This is a genomic window from Neptunitalea lumnitzerae, assembly GCF_027924185.1.
GTDB lineage: Bacteria > Bacteroidota > Bacteroidia > Flavobacteriales > Flavobacteriaceae > Neptunitalea > Neptunitalea lumnitzerae.
Map to the genome: position 1 here is coordinate 699,127 of NZ_BRVO01000002.1, position 16,416 is coordinate 715,542.

Consider the following 16,416-nt stretch of genomic DNA (forward strand, 5'->3'; position numbering starts at 1 on the left):
TTTTCCTATATTTCGTATAAAAATTAACCTATATAAAGAAAAAATATGAGTACTTCTACCCATAGGCTTGCTCTCTTATCAGTTTTCACAACCTTATTTTTATTATGTAATGCTACTGTTTTTGCGCAAGCAAATCAATATTCATGGTGGTATGAGTTACATAATTACTCTGGTGATTATACTAAAATTTTACCCATTTCTCCTGCATATATGGGCCCAAATGCATTGCCTGTACCCGAAATTTTAAATGGTAAATTACCTGAAAAAAGTTATATAAAAGCTGGGGGTGAAATTCATTTTAGTGAAGGTGATGATACACAAAATGGATATGTAGAATTATATGTACCCTTATTTAGTAAAAGAGTTGGGCTAAGTATTAATATGGTGCCCTATGAACATTACAAAATGGACATGGAAACCAGAGACTTAAGAAAAGCTATGGATTACGATGGAAAAGGTACGGCTATTGGCGATCTTAACATAGCTACAAATATTCAGTTACTAGAAAACCATAAACTATGGCCAGATATAGTTTTATCTATCAATTTAAAAACAGCTTCAGGATCTAATTTAAGAGGTATGCGCTATACCGATACCCCTGGATATTCATTTTACTTTGCTTTAGGAAAAACCTTGCCTACCAATGGTTTTATTGAAAGTATAAGACCTCACGGAATTGCTGGGTTATATGTTTATCAAACTTTTCATACCGTATACAGACAAAATGATTGCCTACTTTACGGAATTGGTGTGGATACAAACATGAAAAAAGTTAAGTTTACAAATGCGCTAGGTGGCTACCAAGGTTATATTGGTAATGAAGACCATCCTCTGGTCTATAGAGCAACACTAACAAGTACTTTTAATTCTAAACTTAACTTTGATATACGTTTTCAACAAGGGCTTAGAGATTTTGAATATTCTTCATTAAGAATGAGTTGTCTCATTAATCTTTAAGAGAATAAATCTCCTTGCGTATCTTCATCCTCTTCTTCTGGTTCCGGTTCAGGAACTTCATAAGGTAGCGGATCAAGCATATGAATATTTTTTATTTTATCCGCTGTCAATTGATTGCCAAGAGCTTTTATTCCTTTCACAGCTATAAACTCTTCCATATCAACTGTTAGATTAGGTTTAGGGTCTTTACCTCTAGGTTTTACAAACTCAATTTCAGCTACAGGTCGCCAATCTGTAGTTACTGACTCCAATGTAGTTTTAGGGTGTTCAGAGATTACAAGTTCCTCTTTACTATCGTTCTCTATCAAAAAACGTTTCAGGTAATATTTCTCTTTCTCGCCATCAAAATAAATAACTGAAATTGGTTTTTCAGGCACCCACTTTTCTAACACTATCATGTCATTGTCAAAATGTAACGTCATTTCTGGTGTTACGGTTTTAACAATACCATTTTTTCTAATAATCAATAATTTATCTTCTCCTTTAAACTCTCCTAAAAGATCTCCTCTCTCATCTACGTTTAATCTTCTAACAACAGGATCAAACCAAATTTTACGTGGCTTTAATGTAGAAATACCCTTTTCTTTAAAATCTACACGTTTAACGCTATTTTTAGAAACTATGTTTCCTTTAGACGCCCTACCTTTAATAAGAATATCGGCAAAATCAACATCCCATTTAAGTAATCTAACACTACTAACAGCACGTAAATGAATAGTAACTACCTCTGCCTCTCCATTAGGGTTTGCAGTGAAGTGCAATACTCTACTTCCTGGTTTGCCCTGAGTTAAATCATACTCTCTATCTCTAGTAACACTAGTAACGTTAAAACGTTTTATATAAGATGGTCCGTTTTTACCATCTTTATAAATCATATTATAAATGGTTCTTTTATCTCCTTTTTTAAATACAGCTACATGAATTATCTCTTTATCAATATAAGTTTTATCAGCAACTTTTGTTACTTGCATTTTTCCGTTTGCAGTAAATACAATTATATCGTCAATATCACTACAATCTGTAACGTATTCATCCTTTCTTAAAGAAGTACCTATAAACCCTTCAGCTCTATTCACATAAAGCTTATTATTTCTTATAACTACCTTAGTAGCTTCTATATTATCAAAGTGCTTAATCTCTGTCTTACGTTCTTTACCTTGACCATAAGTTTTCTTAAGATTTGTAAAATAGTCTATAGTAAAATCTATTAAATGCTCTAAATTATATTTTACTTGCGCTATTTTTTCTTCTAAAGCATCTATTAATTGCTGAGCTTTATTAATATCAAATTTAGAAATTCTTTTAATTCTAATCTCTGTAAGCCTAACAATATCCTCTTCAACAACAGGTCTTTTTAAATGACCTATATGTGGTTTTAACCCTTTATCAATGGCCTTAATTACCCCTTCCCAAGTTTCTTCTTCTTCTATATCTCTATAGATTTTATTTTCTATAAAAATTCTTTCTAAAGAAGCAAAGTGCCACTGATCTTCATACTCTCCTAACTGTACCTCTAACTCTTGTTTTAGTAGTTGTACCGTATTATCAGTAGATCTTCGTAACATTTCAGACACTCCAATAAATAAAGGACTATTATTATCAATAATACAACCTAAAGGTGAGATAGAACTTTCACACGCTGTGAAAGCATATAGTGCATCAATAGTTTTATCAGGTGATATACCATTTGGTAAGTGTACTAATATTTCAACTTCCGCAGCTGTATTATCCTCAATCTTCTTGATTTTTATTTTACCCTTATCATTTGCTTTTAGAATAGAGTCAATTAACGAAGAAGTAGTTGTAGAGTAAGGTATTTCATTAATTACCAACGTGTTTTTATCTAGTTGATTAATTTTTGCCCGTACTCTAACCTTTCCTCCTCTTAAACCATCATTATAATTAGAAACATCCATAACTCCTCCCGTTGGAAAATCAGGATATAAATCAAACCTTTTCCCCTTTAAATGCTTTATAGAAGCATCTATAAGTTCAAGGAAGTTATGAGGTAATATTTTTGTAGACAAACCTACGGCAATACCCTCTGCTCCCTGTGCTAACAATAATGGGAATTTAACGGGTAGGTTTACGGGTTCTTTTTTTCTACCATCATAACTAGCCTGCCATTCTGTAATTTTAGGGCTATAAACAACCTCTAAACCAAACTTAGACAATCTAGCCTCTATATATCTAGATGCCGCAGCACCATCACCTGTAAGTATGTTACCCCAGTTCCCCTGCGTATCTATCAATAAATCCTTCTGCCCAATTTGCACCATTGCATCTGCAATACTTGCATCACCGTGCGGGTGATATTGCATGGTATGCCCAACAATATTAGCTACCTTATTGTACCTACCATCATCTAACTCTTTTAAAGAATGCATTATTCTTCGTTGAACCGGTTTAAATCCGTCTTCGATGGCTGGCACAGCACGTTCAAGAATAACATAAGAAGCATAATCTAAAAACCAGTCTTCATACATACCGGTAATACGCTTTATGCTATCTTGTTCTTCTTTTTTTGAGTTATCGTTAGAATTTAGTTCTTCAGAATGGTCGGTACTCATTGATGATTAAAATAGGTTTTAGGTTATAAATACTTTTTAGGATTCTCCTTCAAGTAAATCTAGTTCTACTTTCAAGTTTTTGATAATAAAATCCTGTCTATCGGGTGTATTTTTACCCATATAAAAACTTAATAATTCTTCTATAGTAATAGCTTTATCTAACATCACTGGGTCTAACCTTATGTTATCTCCAATAAAATGCTTAAACTCATCAGGTGAAATTTCACCCAAACCTTTAAATCGGGTTATCTCTGGTTTGCCTCGTAACTTATCAATAGCTTGCACCTTTTCTTCTTCACTATAACAGTAAATAGTTTCCTTTTTATTACGAACCCTAAACAAAGGTGTTTGCAAAATATACAAATGCCCTTCTTTAATTAGTTCTGGGAAAAACTGAAGAAAAAATGTTATCAACAGCAAACGAATATGCATACCATCTACATCGGCATCTGTTGCTATTACAATGTTATTGTAACGCAGATCCTCCATAGACTCTTCTATATTTAAAGCCGCTTGTAACAAATTAAACTCTTCATTTTCATAAACAATTTTCTTTGTCATACCATAGGTATTCAAAGGCTTACCACGCAAACTGAATACTGCTTGCGTATTTACGTCTCTAGATTTGGTTATACTTCCAGATGCAGAATCTCCCTCCGTAATAAACAACGTAGATTCTAAGTATCTATCTTTCTTAGATTCTGTTAGGTGTACCCTACAATCACGTAATTTTTTATTGTGTAAACTTGCTTTTTTAGCACGTTCTTTAGCTAATTTTCGTATTCCTGAAAGTTCCTTTCGCTCTTTCTCTGCTTGAATGATTTTGCGTTGTAACTTCTCTGCCGTTTCTTGGTTCTTATGTAAAAAGTTATCGAACTTAGTTTTTACAAAATCATTAATATAAGTTCGCACGGTTGGTAAATCACCTCCCATGTCTGTAGAACCTAATTTAGTTTTTGTCTGACTTTCAAAAACAGGCTCCATTACTTTAATAGAAATTGCCCCTATAATAGATTTTCTAATATCAGATGCATCATAATTTTTTCCGTAAAATTCTCTTACAGTTCTTACGATAGCCTCTCTAAAAGCTGTAAGGTGTGTACCTCCCTGTGTTGTGTTTTGCCCGTTTACAAAAGAATAATACTCTTCAGAATACTGAGATCTACTGTGTGTAATAGCAATTTCAATATCATCTCCTCTTAAATGAACAATAGGATAAAGAAAATCTTCTTCGTTGTTATTGTCAAGTAATAAATCCTTTAATCCATTTTCAGAATAAAATTTCTCTCCATTAAAAACAATCGTTAATCCTGGATTCAGATAAACATAGTTTTTAAGCATACGCTCTATATACTCATGTCTAAAACGATAATTTTTAAAAATACTATTATCAGGAATAAAGGTAACCTTAGTACCCTTTCTTTTAGTAGTTTCTACCGGATTTTCTTCAGTAACCAAATTACCCTGAGCAAATTCGGCAGTTTTGGATTGCCCGTCTCTAACCGATTCTACTTTAAAGAAAGTAGATAATGCATTAACAGCCTTGGTACCTACACCATTTAATCCTACCGATTTTTTGAAAGCTCTACTATCATACTTACCACCGGTATTCATTTTAGATACCACATCTACCACTTTCCCTAAAGGAATACCTCGCCCGTAATCTCTAACGGTAACTTTACTTTCTTGTACAGAAATTTCAATAGTTTTACCTGAGCCCATTACAAACTCATCAATACTATTGTCAAGTACCTCTTTTAAAAGTATATAGATTCCATCATCTGCCGAAGAACCGTCGCCCAGTTTACCAATGTACATACCAGGACGCATTCTAATATGTTCTTTCCAGTCTAACGAACGTATATTATCTTCTGTATATTGAGTTTCCGCCATAAATTAAGTAGAGTATATATAGATGTGCGTTGCTAATATACTATTTATGAACAATTATTAAAAGAGGTGTTTATGTAAAGTAATTAACAAAAAGCATTATTTAAGCAAGATACTTGATTAAAATTTCTAACAATTTATTTTTGTTAAAGGGTTTTATTAAAATATCATCCATTCCTGCTTCCATTGCTATGTCTTCTATCTCACTTAATTCTGAGGCTGTTACTGCAACAATTGGTAATTCTTTATCAAATTCTCTAACGCTTCTCGTTATTTCATACCCATTTAAGCCAGGTACATTAATATCTAAAAGAGCTAAATCATAATCAGATGCTTTAATAGCTTCTAATCCTTCATTTCCATTAGAATAAACATCTAAATTTACATTGTAAATACTTAGAAACTTGTTTAAAACCAATTTATTAATTTCATTGTCTTCCACAAGAAGTATTTTCTTATCTACGAATTTAGATTTATATGCTTCTTCACTATTTGCTTTTCTACACTTTTCGTCTTCTACAATACCTGCCACTAAATCAAAATAAAATATGGTCCCCAAACCTTCTTTACTTTTTAAATGTATAGAACTTCCCATTTGCTCTAATAAACTTTTAACAATGGATAACCCTAAACCAGCTCCTTCCATGATACTCTGATTCTCACTTATCTGAGAAAATTTCTGAAATATCTGCTTTTTCTGATCTTCAGGAATGCCTTTTCCATCATCTTTAACAGCAAAACGAATTCTCATTTTTTTGTCTTCTAATCTTAGCTCTGGCCCCTTTTTTACTTCAACAACAACCCTTCCATTTTTAGAAAATTTTATAGCATTCTCCATTAGATTAATTAAAACCTCTGAAAGAATACTTTCATCTAAAACTATAATTTTAGGTATCTCTTCTCCCACTACAAAAGAAACTGCTACATTATGCTTTGTGGCAGAATACTCTATAGAATGCTTGATGTTATCAAAGAAATTATGAATATTAAATTCTTTAGGTAATACCTTTACTTTATTGTTATCTATTTTACTTAACAATAAAACATTATTTATTAACCCTAGTAAATAGTCTCCTGAAAACTTTAAGCTTTCTAACAACTGTCTGTTCTTACTAGATATTTCTTTTTCAGCTAGTAATAAAGATGTAATACCTGTAACCCCATGCAGTGGAGTTCTTAATTCATGACTAATATTTGAAACAAAATTAGATTTTGCTTCCGCTGCTAGAGAGGCTTGTTTTTTGGCTTCTATTAACTGTTTATTATTCTCATTTAAATCTGTAATAAGGCGCTTTTTTACAATATTCTCTCTTAAAATAAAACCTAATAAAATTAACAATAAAAAGGATACTACCATATAAACCCTATTCAGTTTAGCGCTAGAGGCAGCTTCAGCATCAGCTAGTTGCTTCTCTTTCTCTGCAATTTCTATGGTACGTTGGTATTCTTCTACTTTATACTTAACCTCTTCTATTTGCATTTTTTTTAGCATAGAGAGATCATTAATCTTTTTATAGGTAGCAACATAATTCTGTAAAGCCTCAAATGCCTTTTGCTTATCTCCTATTTGTTTATACAGTTTTACCTGTTCCTCGTAAACGTCAGCCGCTTCGTCATCTAACTGATATTTATCTACATAAGTTAAAGCTTTATCAAGATAATTTAATCCTTTTTCTACCTCCCCTTTTTCACCATAATATCTTCCTAAAACATAATAAGAATGACATTTGGTTCCATCTATATCTATATTGGACTTTAGTTCATTCTCCTGAAAATACACATCAAAAGATGGTAAATAAGTAGTTATAGAATCGTATTCTTTTAAATCAAGATATTCCCAACATAAATTAATTACGTAGGTCATTCTATTTTTAACTCTCATTTTTTCACAAATATCCAGAGCTTGCAGATAAAACTCTTTCGATTTTTTATGGTCTTTATCATGAAGTGATGCAATGTTACCTAAACCATTATAGATATCTATAATAAAAAGTGAATCCTTTATTTTTTCAGCTATATCAAGTGTTTTGAGATATTTATCTTTTGCTCGAGAATATTCTTCAATATACTCATCATTTAGTGCTAAAAGATAATATGCTTCTGCTATAAAAACACTATCTCCTTCTTTATAAGCTTGCTCTAATAATAACCTTCCAGACTTTACAGATTCTATATAATCTTTTTTATCCATATAGTCATACCCCTGTTGTAATATAATATTCAACGAGTCTTTACTATAAGGCTCTGCAAAACTGCTACCAAAGGCACATAGAAGTAAACATAAAAAAAGATAAAAGTTTTTCATTCTTACAAGAGGGATAGAAAGAAATGATTTACTAATTCACACAAAAATATAAAAGAGTAAAAAAACAATAATTTTAAAACAAATACTCATTAAATATAAAAAAATCGCCTAAAAGGCGATTTTCCATACTGTTATACATTAAATCTGAAGTGCATTATATCACCATCTTTAACTATATATTCTTTTCCTTCAACTCTCATTTTTCCGGCTTCCTTCACCTTATTTTCACTCCCAAAAGAAACATAATCATTATAAGCTATCACTTCTGCTCTAATAAATCCTTTTTCAAAATCGGTATGAATAACTCCAGCTGCTTGTGGTGCTGTTGCACCTACTGGTATAGTCCAAGCTCTAACTTCTTTTACTCCTGCAGTAAAATATGTTTGTAAGTCTAATAACGTATACGCCGCTCTAATTAAACGCGATACACCAGGCTCTGTAAGTCCTATATCTTCTAAAAAAATCTGACGTTCTTCATAAGACTCTAACTCTGCTATATCAGCTTCAGTTGCTACTGCTAAAACAATAACTTCTGCGTTTTCATCTTTTACAGCTTCTTTTACAGTTTCTACAAATGCATTACCGTCTTTTGCAGATGCTTCATCTACATTACAAACATATAAGATAGGTTTTGCTGTTAATAATTGAAAACCCTTCATTAATAAAGCCTCATCTTCATCAACTTCAACACCTCTTGCCGAAATACCACTTTCTAGTGCTTGCTTGAATTTTTGTAACGTAGCTTGTTCTTTTTGAGCATCTTTATCACCTGTCTTAGCAGCTCTATTAACTTTTTCAAGTCTTTTATCTACTGTTTCAAGGTCTTTTAATTGAAGTTCTATATCAATAGTTTCTTTATCTCTAATAGGATCTACACTACCATCTACGTGAACTATATTATCATTTTCAAAACAACGTAATACGTGAATAATGGCATTACATTCTCTAATATTTCCTAAAAACTGGTTTCCTAATCCTTCTCCTTTACTAGCACCTCTTACTAAACCAGCAATATCTACAATCTCTACTGTAGCAGGCTGAACTCTTTCTGGGTTTACTAATTCTTCTAATTTCTCTAAACGTTCATCAGGTACATTAACAACTCCTAAATTAGGTTCTATAGTACAAAACGGAAAATTAGCACTCTGGGCTTTAGCACTAGATAAACAATTAAATAATGTTGATTTACCAACATTTGGTAATCCTACGATTCCGGCTTTCATCTTATTAATTTTAGTCGCCGCAAATATACATTTCTTTATTCAATAGCTATATACAAAATACACTTACTTACACTATTAGAGACTAAAATGATTAACAAACACTTAAGTTTTATTAACAAGCTTTTGAAATTAAAAGCTAAACGCCTTTGCTACTTTTACCAAGTAAAAGAAAAATACTATGAAAAAGAAATTGAAAATTTTAATGCTTATTGGGGCTTTTCTTTTTACGGCACATGCTTTTTCGCAAGAAGAACAAGACCCAAACAAAGGTATTACCACTGAAACAGAAGTAACTACTATTGAAGTTAACAATGGTAAAGAAGTTCAAAAATTACAAAAAGAGGTTACCATACAAAGGCAAAATGCGTTAATGCTAAACCAAAAGGATAAAAATAAAGTAAATCAAGACTTTAAAGTTGGCCCTACAAAGGTTACAAAAACAACGGTTCTTAAAGATGGTGATGAGATAGTTTCTAAAGAAGTTGAGACCTATTTTGAGCAAGGTAATGAAACTTATAAGTTGCAAAATAAAAGCTCTAAAACCATTACTCGGGCAAATAATAAAACATATACATTAGAAAATGACCCTAATAACAGTGTTTGTTACTTTACAAAACAAGGAAAAATTTGTGTAGAATATACCGATAGTACATCGGGGATTAAAAAAACAGAAATCTATTCTAAATAAAGATAAAGTTGGTTGGTTGATTAAAAAAACCGCTTGTCATCAATACTTCAGACAAGCGGTTTTTTATATCTGTAAATTAGTTCTAATTACCCATCTGGGTGCATAAAACGTTGTTTTGCCAATAATTCGTCCTCAGTTTCTACGTGATTGTCATCTGGTATACAACAATCTACCGGACACACAGCGGCACATTGAGGCTCTTCATGAAAACCTTTACACTCTGTACATTTATCTGGTACAATATAGTATATCTCATCAGAAATTGGGTCTTGAGCATTATCTGCATTGGCTGATTTACCATCAGGTAAAACAACATCTCCATTTAATTGTGTTCCATCACTATAACGCCAATCATCTGCACCCTCATAGATAGCAGTATTAGGGCATTCTGGCTCACATGCTCCACAATTAATACATTCGTCTGTTATTATTATAGCCATATTTTTTTCTTTACATAAATTTGTACAAATTTAAAGCCATTATAAAACATAAACAAAACTTTATGGATTTTAATAAAAAGATAAATGCTTTTATAACATTAGGAAAATTCCTTGAACAGTTTTCTAACAACGGCATTATCAAAAAAGAAAACATTGAAAAGAACGATTTATTCTTCGATATATTTCAAGATCAGATAAACCTAGCATATTTACGCAACTCTTGGTTTACCAAAAAAGAGGTGCTTTTTGCTTGCGAAAGCTGGTCTGAAGCTTTAAAAGAAGAAAATATTACTACTTGGTTAGCAAAATATAACCTTACCTACAGTAAAGAACCTAAAAATATTGCCATTATTATGGCTGGTAATATTCCGTTAGTTGGTTTTCACGATTTTTTATCGGTACTCATAACCGGTAATAAAGCTATTGTGAAACAATCTTCTAACGATAATGTGTTGTTACCTATTTTAGCTAAATACCTCCAAGAAGTATGTGAAGACTTTAAAGATTGTATTGTATTTACCGATGACAGATTACCAGAATTTGACGCTGTAATTGCAACAGGAAGTAATAATACTGCCAGATACTTTGAATATTATTTTAAAAACAAACCTAGTATTATTAGAAAAAATAGAAATTCTGTTGCAGTTTTAAATGGTAACGAAACAGAAGCAGAATTAAGATTACTAGGAGAAGATATTTTTAGGTACTACGGATTAGGCTGCAGAAATGTATCTAAATTATATGTTCCTGAGGGCTATGATTTTAAAAAGTTTTTTGAATCTATTTTTATTTTTAGTGATATAATTAACGAGCAGAAATATGCTAATAATTATGACTATAATAAAGCAGTGTATTTAATGAGTCAGTTTAAATTATTGGAAAACGGCTTTTTAATGCTAAAAAAAGATGAGAGTTTTTCCTCTCCTATAGCTACACTATTCTACGAAGAATACGCAGATTCTGCTCATATTAGAAAAATATTAACGAACAAAAAAGATGATATTCAATGTATTGTTGGTAATTTAGCCGACTTTATTACTATTGATTTCGGGAAAACACAGAAACCACAATTATGGGATTATGCAGATAATGTGGATACTGTTGATTTCTTGTTAAAAATTTAATAGAAAATTATGTGCTCTGTATTACAATTTAAAACAATATTTAGCACCTTTGTATTTTGTTTAACACAACTACTTTATATTTAAGTTACAATTTTATGAAAAAGCATAATTTTAGTGCAGGACCATGTGTTTTACCGCAAGAAGTTTTTCAGAAAGCTTCTCAGGCTCTTTTAAATTTCAACAATATGGATTTATCTATTATTGAAATTTCACACAGAGACAAGAATTTTATTGCGGTAATGGATAAAGCTCAGAATTTAGCGTTAGAGCTTTTAGGATTGAAGGATAAAGGGTATACAGCATTATTTTTACAAGGTGGCGCTAGTATGCAATTTCTTATGACCGCGTATAATCTTTTAGAAAAGAAAGCAATTTATGCTGATACAGGTACATGGTCTTCTAAAGCTATTAAAGAAGCTAAAATGTTTGGGGAGGTAGATGTGATTGCTTCTTCTAAAGATCAAAACTATAACTACATTCCAAAAGGATATACTATTCCTTCTGATGCAGATTATTTTCACTGTACTTCTAACAATACTATTTTTGGTACCCAATACAAAGAGTTTCCAGAAGGTAGTATCCCAGTAGTATGTGATATGAGTTCTGATATTTTTTCTCGTCAATTAGATTTTTCTAAATTCGACTTAATTTATGCAGGTGCTCAGAAAAACATGGGACCAGCAGGTGCTACGCTTGTTATTATTAAAGAAGACATTCTAGGAAAAGTTACTCGTAGCATTCCTTCTATGTTAAGTTATAAAGTGCACGCTGAAAAGGAAAGTATGTTTAATACTCCTCCTGTATTTGCTGTTTACGTGTCTATGCTAACTTTAGATTGGTTACAAAACTTAGGTGGTATAGCTGCTATTGAGAAAATCAATAACCAAAAAGCAGCGCTTTTATATGCCGAAATTGATAGAAACCCATTATTTACTGGTTTTGCAGCAAAAGAAGATCGTTCTACTATGAATGCTACTTTTAACCTAGTAGACGATAGCCATAAAGAAGTTTTTGATAACTTATGGAAAGAAGCTGGTATTAATGGATTAAATGGGCACAGAAGTGTAGGTGGTTACCGTGCATCTATGTACAATGGTTTAACACTAGAAAGTGTTGAAGTATTAGTAGACACAATGAAGAAGTTTGAAAATACCTTATAATAATTAGTCAAGACATATAAAAATGAAAGTTTTAGCAAATGATGGTGTTTCACAAAGTGGAATTGATGCCTTAGAAAAAGTTGGAATAGAAGTTATTACAACAAAAGTAGCGCAAGAGCAACTTATTAATTACATCAACGAAAATGAAGTAGATGTAATCTTAGTTCGTTCGGCTACCAAAGTTAGAAAAGATATAATTGACGCTTGCCCTTCTATTAAAATTATTGGTCGTGGTGGTGTAGGTATGGATAATATTGATGTGGCTTATGCAAGAGAAAAAGGTATCCATGTAATCAATACTCCTGCTGCATCTTCAGAGTCTGTTGCCGAATTAGTATTCGCTCACTTATTTACAGGTGTTCGTTTTCTACATGATGCCAACAGAAATATGCCATTAGAAGGTGAAACTAAATTTGCCGCACTTAAAAAAGCATATGCTGCCGGTACAGAGCTAAGAGGTAAAACGCTTGGTATTGTAGGTTTTGGACGTATTGGTAGAGCTACCGCTAAAGTTGCCTTAGGTTTAGGTATGAAAGTAGTAGCTGCTGATAAGTTTGTAGACAAAGCAGAAATTAAAGTAGATTTCTATAATGGACAATACATTAATGTAGAAATTGAAACCATGCACATGGAAGATGTATTTAAACAAGCTGATTTCCTTACACTGCACGTTCCTGCTCAAGATGGATACGTACTAAGCACTAAAGAATTTGAATCTTTAAAAGATGGTGTTGGTATTGTAAATGCTGCACGTGGCGGTGTTATAGATGAAGTTGCCTTAATAGACGCTATAGAAAGTGGTAAAGTAGCTTTTGCTGGATTGGATGTTTTTGAAAACGAACCTACCCCAGCCCTTAAAGTACTAATGAACCCTAAAATTTCTTTAACTCCGCATATTGGAGCTGCAACTAATGAAGCACAAGATAGAATTGGTGTTGAACTTGCAGAGCAAATTATTAGCATCCTTCATTTAAGTTAGTAAGAAAATTACACATTCATAATTTAAGCGGCCTTTTATTTAAAAGGTCGCTTTTTTTTACTCTATTCTCATTCTTCTTTTAACAAACTTTTAACCAAGTATGATTAAACCCAATGAGATATTTGCAATCCAAGATGAAATAACTAATTATCTATAATGAAAAAACTCAAATTTCTAACATGTTTGCTATGCATGTTATCACTCTTTTCTTCTTTTGCCCAAGAAGGAAAAACAATTAAAGTTACTGGTACTGTAATTGATAGGGACACCAATGAGCCTTTAGAGTACGCTACCCTTGTTTTGCAAAATACAGCTACTCAACAAGTAACAGGAGGAGTTACCGATATGAATGGTAAGTTTAATGTAGAAACTACACCCGGAACTTATAACATTAGAGTAGAATTTATTTCTTATTCTACTTATCAGTTAAACAATCAAACTCTTACCGCAGATAAAGATATGGGAGTGGTTAAATTAGGCTTAGACGTTGCGCAATTAGATGCTGTTGAAGTTTCTGCTGAAAAAACTACTGTTGAATTACGTTTAGACAAAAAGGTTTATAACGTAGGATCTGATATGACTGTAAAAGGAGGTTCTATTACCGATGTATTAGATAATGTACCATCTGTTACAGTAGATGTTGAAGGTGGTATTTCTTTAAGAGGAAATGAAAATGTTCGTATTTTAATTAATGGTAAACCTTCTGCTTTATCTGGTTTAGACAATAATGCATTACAGCAAATACCATCAGATGCTATTGAAAAGGTAGAGGTAATTACCAACCCATCTTCTCGGTACGATGCACAAGGTACGGCTGGTATCATCAACATTGTACTTAAGAAAGGAAAAGCTCTTGGTGTGAATGGTTCTGTAAATGCTTTTGCAGGTAACCCTGATAATTTTGGAGGATCTTTAAACCTAAACTTAAGAAGTCAAAAATTCAATATTTTCACAAATACCTCGTACCGATACCGCAATGCTCCTGGTAATGCTTTGTACGAACAAGAAAACCTAGACCCGGATAATGGAACTACCACAGGGTTTCAAGATGAATATAGAAATTATGACCGCATGGGTAACAATTTCTCTACCAATGTTGGTGTTGAGTTTTATATTGACTCTACTTCGTCTATTACCAATTCTGTAGTGTATAGAACACAAGATGGAACAGACGAAACCAATATCGATCTCTTTAACTACAATCCTAACAGAACTTTATTAACAAGACGTAACCGTTTTACCAAACAAGAGGATAACGAAGAAGCTTTTCAATATGCTCTAAATTATGAAAAACGCTTTAAAAAAGACGGACATAAATTGACGGTTGATTATCAATTTTCTAGAAATGATGAATTGGAAGACTCTTATATTAATGAAAGAGTAATTGGAAGTGATACCATTATTGCACCAGAAAGAACATTTCAAGATAATAATAATAACAGCCACCTAGTTCAGGCCGATTATATTTTGCCTCTAGGAGAAAATGGAAATAGTCAGTTAGAAGCTGGTTATAGAGGAAACTTTAATGATTACGAAACTGTTTTCCGTTATGGTCAACTTCTTGATGATGGTAGTTACAACGAAAACTTTGCTAATTATACTAATACCTTGTTTAACTATTCAGAAAAGATTAACGCTGCTTACATACAATATGGTACTAAATTAGGAAAATGGAATGTATTAGGTGGTTTACGTATGGAAGATACTAATATTAGTATTGAACCAGGACAAGATTATGATGCTACTACTAAAAAGTATACCAATTGGTTCCCTTCTGTATTTTTAGGCTATGAATTCTCTGAAAAAACTCAACTTACTGTAAGTTATAGTAGACGTTTAAGAAGACCTTGGTCTCGTTTCCTGAATCCTTATCCTAATTATTCTAGTAACACCAACTTATTTCAAGGTAATCCAGATATTGATCCTACTTTTACCAATGCATATGATTTAGGTTTTATTCAACGTTGGGATAAATTTACTTTAAGCACTTCTGCATACTATAACAGATCTACAGGAACTTTTCAGTTTGTTACTTTAGATACCGATGATGTGGTTGAAATTGACAACCCAGAATATGACGAAAATGATCCGGTTAACGATCCTACTAGCCCTAACTATGATCCTACAGCACCAGCCGCTCAAGAAACTATTGAAGTTCCTGTTCAAGTGAGAACTCCATTAAATGTAGGTGTAGAAGAACGCTATGGTTTAGAATTTACTTCAACTTATAATCCTATTAAAAAATGGAGATTATCTGGTAACGTAAACCTCTTCCAACAAAATGTTATGGGTAGCTACTCTTACACCAATTATAACACTGGTTTACAAGAAGAAAAAGATTTTAGTTCTAATAACTTCTCTTGGTTCGCAAGATTAACTTCAAAAGTTACTTTACCTGCTGCAGTAGAGTTTCAGGCAAATATGATGTACAGAGGGCCAAGTAAAAATGCACAAAGTGAGAATGAGGGTATGTTTTCCACCAATCTAGCATTTAGTAAAGAAGTATTTAATGAAAATGCTACTGTATCCTTGAATGTTAGTGACCTATTTAACTCTAGAAAACGTAGATCTACCACTTTTACAGATAGCGCCATTACTTATAGTGAATTTCAATGGAGAGAGCGTCAAATTACAGTGAACTTTATGTACCGTTTCAATATGAAAAAGAATGATTTCAAAAGAAACCGTGGTAACGAACAAATGCCAGGTGGAGGAGACGATATGGAATTTGGCGGATAAGAATTCTAAAAAACATTAAACATAACTAAATAAAAACGGGGACTAACATTAGTCCCCGTTTTTTTATATGCGTAACTTTTTTAGCAATTGTTAACCTATATTTTATATTGTAAATAAGAAAAAATAAATCAAAAAAAAAGAAGCCGTTTGGCTTCTTTTTTTATTCTTCTAATTTAGCTTTTTTAGCATCTCTCTTTTCTTTTAAGAACTCCATAAGTCCTCCGCCTACCCAGTAAGGAACTACAAAGGTTAGCAAGAAGATCATTAACCAGAATCCTATAGTAAGGATAGTTAAAAAAGCTAAGAAGCCTAGATACTGTTGAAATTCAAACATAATTTCC

General features: G+C 32.3%; 12 protein-coding genes. 6 read left to right on the plus strand and 6 right to left on the minus strand.

Annotated features, from left to right (window positions below; translation table 11 throughout):
• The first annotated feature begins 45 nt into the window (after nucleotides 1-45).
• On the plus strand, nucleotides 46-957 hold the full coding sequence (locus tag Y10_RS10300; RefSeq protein WP_281765301.1) for a hypothetical protein: 912 nt from the start codon (nucleotides 46-48) through the stop codon (nucleotides 955-957).
• Here the strand turns inward: Y10_RS10300 and Y10_RS10305 are convergent.
• From Y10_RS10305 to ychF, 4 genes are all read right to left on the minus strand, one after another.
• Nucleotides 954-3,527, minus strand: a complete 2,574-nt coding sequence (locus tag Y10_RS10305) for a DNA gyrase/topoisomerase IV subunit A (protein WP_281765302.1) — start codon at nucleotides 3,525-3,527, stop codon at nucleotides 954-956. The genes Y10_RS10300 and Y10_RS10305 overlap by 4 nt on opposite strands.
• Nucleotides 3,528-3,563: 36 nt before the next feature.
• Nucleotides 3,564-5,420: a DNA topoisomerase IV subunit B gene (locus tag Y10_RS10310; RefSeq protein WP_281765303.1), complete on the minus strand. Its 1,857-nt coding sequence runs from the start codon at nucleotides 5,418-5,420 to the stop codon at nucleotides 3,564-3,566.
• Nucleotides 5,421-5,520: 100 nt separating this feature from the next.
• Nucleotides 5,521-7,722 carry a tetratricopeptide repeat-containing hybrid sensor histidine kinase/response regulator gene (locus tag Y10_RS10315; protein ID WP_281765304.1) on the minus strand — a complete coding sequence of 734 codons (2,202 nt, stop codon included), beginning with the start codon at nucleotides 7,720-7,722 and terminating at the stop codon, nucleotides 5,521-5,523.
• Nucleotides 7,723-7,853: 131 nt separating this feature from the next.
• On the minus strand, nucleotides 7,854-8,945 hold the full coding sequence (gene ychF / locus Y10_RS10320) for a redox-regulated ATPase YchF (RefSeq protein WP_281765305.1): 1,092 nt from the start codon (nucleotides 8,943-8,945) through the stop codon (nucleotides 7,854-7,856).
• A 178-nt stretch (nucleotides 8,946-9,123) separates the two neighbouring features.
• On the opposite strand from ychF, the gene Y10_RS10325 reads away from it, so the two are divergent.
• The gene (locus tag Y10_RS10325; RefSeq protein ID WP_281765306.1) at nucleotides 9,124-9,633 is read left to right on the plus strand and encodes a hypothetical protein; all 510 of its coding nucleotides are present in this window, start codon (nucleotides 9,124-9,126) and stop codon (nucleotides 9,631-9,633) included.
• Between the two features lie 86 nt (nucleotides 9,634-9,719).
• Here the strand turns inward: Y10_RS10325 and Y10_RS10330 are convergent, their stop codons facing one another.
• Nucleotides 9,720-10,073, minus strand: a complete 354-nt coding sequence (locus Y10_RS10330; RefSeq protein ID WP_281765307.1) for a 4Fe-4S dicluster domain-containing protein — start codon at nucleotides 10,071-10,073, stop codon at nucleotides 9,720-9,722.
• Nucleotides 10,074-10,135: 62 nt separating this feature from the next.
• Here Y10_RS10330 and Y10_RS10335 point away from each other — a divergent pair, with 62 nt between their 5' ends.
• From Y10_RS10335 to Y10_RS10350, 4 genes are all read left to right on the plus strand, one after another.
• A complete protein-coding gene (locus Y10_RS10335; RefSeq protein WP_281765308.1) occupies nucleotides 10,136-11,197 on the plus strand; it encodes an acyl-CoA reductase in 1,062 nt (353 codons plus the stop codon).
• A gap of 95 nt (nucleotides 11,198-11,292) precedes the next feature.
• Nucleotides 11,293-12,357 carry a 3-phosphoserine/phosphohydroxythreonine transaminase gene (gene serC, locus Y10_RS10340; protein ID WP_281765309.1) on the plus strand — a complete coding sequence of 355 codons (1,065 nt, stop codon included), beginning with the start codon at nucleotides 11,293-11,295 and terminating at the stop codon, nucleotides 12,355-12,357.
• A gap of 22 nt (nucleotides 12,358-12,379) precedes the next feature.
• A complete protein-coding gene (locus Y10_RS10345; RefSeq protein ID WP_281765310.1) occupies nucleotides 12,380-13,336 on the plus strand; it encodes a D-2-hydroxyacid dehydrogenase in 957 nt (318 codons plus the stop codon).
• Nucleotides 13,337-13,528: 192 nt separating this feature from the next.
• On the plus strand, nucleotides 13,529-16,075 hold the full coding sequence (locus Y10_RS10350; protein ID WP_281765311.1) for a TonB-dependent receptor domain-containing protein: 2,547 nt from the start codon (nucleotides 13,529-13,531) through the stop codon (nucleotides 16,073-16,075).
• A 160-nt stretch (nucleotides 16,076-16,235) separates the two neighbouring features.
• Here the strand turns inward: Y10_RS10350 and Y10_RS10355 are convergent, their stop codons facing one another.
• Nucleotides 16,236-16,409 carry a hypothetical protein gene (locus tag Y10_RS10355; RefSeq protein ID WP_281765312.1) on the minus strand — a complete coding sequence of 58 codons (174 nt, stop codon included), beginning with the start codon at nucleotides 16,407-16,409 and terminating at the stop codon, nucleotides 16,236-16,238.
• Nucleotides 16,410-16,416: the final 7 nt, after the last annotated feature.